Below are 3,702 nucleotides of genomic sequence, written 5' to 3'. Positions count from 1 at the left end.
ATGGCCGCCGCCCTCGACATCATCTCGAACGGACGACTGGAGCTGGGCATCGGCGCCGGACTCCTCTTCATTCCAGCCGGCGCCGATGCCCAGCTCCAGTCGTCCGTTCGAGATGATGTCGAGGGCGGCGGCCATGTTGGCCAGCAGCGCGGGGTGGCGGTAATGGATGCCGGTGACCAGGGTGCCCAGCCGCAGCCGCGTGGTCGCCTGCGCCAGGGCGGTGAGCGTGGTCCAGCCCTCCAGACAGGGCCCGGTGCTGTCGGAGAAGATGGGGTAGAAGTGGTCGAAGGTCCACCCGGACTCGTACACGTCGATACCGTCGGCCGCCTGCCAGACGGCCAGCATGTCGGCCCAGGTGGTGTTCTGAGGTGAGGTCTTGAACGCGAATCGCATGAAACCGACGTTAGCCGATCTTTATGAAGCGCAACTAAACTCAGCGGCGCGATGAGCTACTCCCTCGGACTCGATACCAAGGTCACGCTGCTGGCGGCCGGGCTGATCTTTCTGCTCGCGCTGGTGCTCGGCGTGTGGAAATACCGACAGATCATGGTCGCACCGGACCATCGCGCCCATCCCTACGTCGACATCGCGCACCGGGCGGCGCTGCTCTACTCGTTTGCGACGCTGCTGCTGGCGGTCTTCGTCGAGCTCAGCGCCTGGCCGACGTGGGCCAACCTCACCGCGGCCGGCGTGGTCGTCTTCTTTTTCGTCGGCGCCATCCTCAGCTACATCGCGCACGGGGCGCGCCGGGACACCGTCAACCAGTTCGCGAACCCCGCCCCCGGCACCGGGCTCATGATGGCGCTGCTCATCGCCGGCGAGATCGGGGGCTTCAGCGTGCTGCTCGCCGGCTTCATCGTCGGGCAGCTGACCTGACGGGGGCGGGCACACTGGAGTCATGGACCCGGTAACCGCCCTGCGGCAGATCGCCTATTACAAGGACCGGAGCCGCCACGACCCGCGACGCGTGATGGCGTATCGCAACGCCGCCGACATCATCGAGGGTCTCGACGACGCCGCGCGCGAGCGGCACGGCCAGGCCAACAGCTGGCAGTCGCTGCCGGGCATCGGACCCAAGACCGCGAAAGTCATCGACCAGGCCTGGTCCGGTCGCGAGCCCGACTTGCTGGTCGAATTGCGTTCCGGCGCCGAGGATCTCGGCGGGGGTGAGATCCGCGCGGCGTTGCGCGGCGACCTGCACCTGCATTCCAACTGGTCCGACGGGTCGGCGCCGATCGACGAGATGATGGCGGCCGCATCCGCGCTGGGGCACGAGTACTGCGCGTTGACCGACCACTCGCCGCGCCTGACCATCGCCAACGGGCTGTCGCCGGAGCGGTTGCGCGCGCAGCTCGACGTGATCGACAAGCTGCGCGACCAGTTCGCGCCGATGCGCATCCTCACCGGTATCGAGGTCGACATTCTCGAGGACGGCAGCCTCGACCAGGAGCCGGAGTTGCTCGAGCGCCTCGACGTCGTGGTGGCCAGCGTGCATTCCAAGCTGTCGATGGACGCCGCGGCGATGACGCGGCGCATGGTGCGCGCCGTCTCCAATCCGCATGCCGACGTGCTGGGCCACTGCACCGGGCGACTGGTCTCCGGGAACCGGGGCATCCGACCGCAGTCGAAGTTCGATGCCGAAGCGGTGTTCACCGCCTGCCGCGACCACGGCACCGCGGTCGAGATCAACTCGCGGCCGGAGCGCCGCGATCCGCCAACCCGGCTGCTCAAGCAGGCCATGGACATCGGCTGCGTCTTCAGCATCGACACCGACGCCCACGCGCCCGGCCAGCTGGACTTCCTCGGTTACGGCGCCCAGCGCGCGCTGGACGTGGGCCTGCCCGTCGACCGGATCGTCAACACCTGGCCGGCCGAGCGGCTGCTGGACTGGACCGCTTCGAATTAGTCCGGCACTAGTCCGGCAGGTGCGGCATCTCCAAGCCCGCGTCGCGCCCGACGAGCACCGCCGGCGTGAGCGCGGACTTGCCGTAGCGGTCCCGCACCCGGTCGATCGCCGCGTCGATCGCGAGCCGGTTCTCTTCGTCGTCGAAGGGCAACGCCAGTTGCTGGGCGCCGCTGCGGTCGATTCCCGACACCGCGAAGCCGACCAGCGTCAGCCCTCGCTCGGCGATGAGCGGCGCGGCCGACGCGACCAGCTGACGGGCGGCCGACAGGATGGGCTGCGTCGAGGACGTCGCCAACGGCAGTGTCCGCGACCGCGTCGCCCGGCCGAAGTCGTCGAACCGCAGGCGCAGCACCACCGTGCGCCCGGTGCGCCCGGCGGCGCGCATGCGGCCGGTGATGCGGTCGATCAGATTCACCACCACCGCGTCGATCTCCGAAGCCGACATGGTGTTGCCTGCGCGGCCGAGCGCACGTTGCGCCCCCACGGACCGGCGACGCACACCGGTGGTCACCCGGCGCCGGTCGATGTTGTGCGACAGGGCAAAAAGCTGCCGGCCCATGGCGCCGCCGAGCAGCGAGGCCAGCGTCGACTCGTTCAGCTCGGCGACGTCGGCGACGGTCATCAGCCCGTGGGCGTGCAGCTTGTCGGCCGTCTTGGCGCCCACGCCCCACAGCCGCCGCACCGGCAACGGGTGCAGGAACGCCAGTTCCTGCTCGGGGGGCACCAGCAGCAGCCCGTCCGGCTTGGCCTCCTGGCTGGCGACCTTGGCCAGGAACTTCGTCCGGGCGATGCCCACGGTGATGGGCAGGCCGACTCGCTCGCGCACGTCGGCGCGCAACCGTTCGGCGATCTCGACCGGCGTCCCCGACACCCGGCGCAGGCCGCCGACGTCCAGGAACGCCTCGTCCACCGAGAGCGGCTCCACGATCGGGGTGCAGTCGCGAAACACCTCGAAGACCGCGTCACTGGCGCGGCTGTAGGCCCGCATCCGGGGCGGCACCACCGCGGCATGCGGGCACAGCCGGCGGGCCTGCGCGCCGCCCATCGCCGTGCGCACCCCGTAGGCCTTCGCCTCGTAGCTGGCGGCGAGCACGACGCCACCGCCGACGATCACCGGGCGGCCGCGCAACGTCGGGTCGTCGCGCTGTTCGACGGACGCGTAGAACGAATCCAGGTCCGCGTGCAGGATGGACGCATCGCACCGCACGAACATATGTTCGCACGCACCGGTGACGGCTAGCTGGATTCGCCGTAGATGCTGGTCACCCAGATGTGGGTGAGGGTGTCGACCACCCGCTCCTCGTCGACCGCCGGCGTTTCGGCGGACAGGGCGGCCATCATCGTGCGCTCGTTCATCTGGTTCAGGGAGGTGGCCAGGTCGGCGGCCGGGATCGTCTCCGGCGCGGCGCCGCGCGCGCGTTCGGCGGCGATCATGGCCGCGGTCTGATCGATCCACTTCTGCATGAAGCTCAACCAGACCGCGCGCAGCTCGGGACTGGTCGCCAGCGCTTCGGTTGCGGCGCGGGCGAGCCGGCGGTGCGTGCTGAAAGCCAGGAAGAACGCCTTGATGCCGTTGCGCCACACCCGGCGCGGGTCCGAGGGCAGCCGTTGCACCGCGCCGTCGAACTCGGAGTCGGCGCGCGCGATCACCGGCTCCAGCAGCGAGATCAGCACCGCATCCTTCGACTTGAAATAGAAGTAGAACGTCGGCCGCGACAGGCCCGCGCCCTTGGCCAGGTCATCGACCGAGATGTCGGCGAACGAGCGCTGCTCCAGCAGCTGTCTCTTATACACAT

At 69.5% G+C, this 3,702-nt stretch carries 5 protein-coding genes; 2 read left to right on the top strand and 3 right to left on the bottom strand.

Translation table 11 applies throughout. The features are described from left to right. Positions 1–393 (bottom strand): LLM class flavin-dependent oxidoreductase (locus WU80_RS24280; RefSeq protein ID WP_156371870.1); only part of this gene is annotated, 393 nt, incomplete at its 3' end. Between the two features lie 51 nt (positions 394–444). On the opposite strand from WU80_RS24280, the gene WU80_RS24275 reads away from it, so the two are divergent. Further along, positions 445–876 (top strand): hypothetical protein, encoded by a 432-nt coding sequence (locus WU80_RS24275; RefSeq protein WP_055405629.1) that lies wholly within the window; start codon positions 445–447, stop codon positions 874–876. Positions 877–898: 22 nt separating this feature from the next. Further along, positions 899–1,906 (top strand): PHP domain-containing protein, encoded by a 1,008-nt coding sequence (locus tag WU80_RS24270; RefSeq protein ID WP_055405628.1) that lies wholly within the window; start codon positions 899–901, stop codon positions 1,904–1,906. Positions 1,907–1,913: 7 nt separating this feature from the next. Here WU80_RS24270 and dinB read toward each other — a convergent pair whose 3' ends face one another. Continuing rightward, the gene (gene dinB / locus WU80_RS24265; RefSeq protein ID WP_055405627.1) at positions 1,914–3,119 is read right to left on the bottom strand and encodes a DNA polymerase IV; all 1,206 of its coding nucleotides are present in this window, start codon (positions 3,117–3,119) and stop codon (positions 1,914–1,916) included. 23 nt (positions 3,120–3,142) lie between these two features. After that, positions 3,143–3,702, bottom strand: a 560-nt coding sequence (locus WU80_RS24260; protein ID WP_055405880.1) for a TetR/AcrR family transcriptional regulator, incomplete at its 5' end; no start/stop codon positions are given.

Source organism: Mycobacterium sp. UM_11 (assembly GCF_001414075.1).
Classification (GTDB): Bacteria; Actinomycetota; Actinomycetes; order Mycobacteriales; family Mycobacteriaceae; genus Mycobacterium.
The sequence above is the reverse complement of the archived record's forward strand: the minus strand, read 5'-3'. Positions and strand labels throughout refer to the sequence as shown.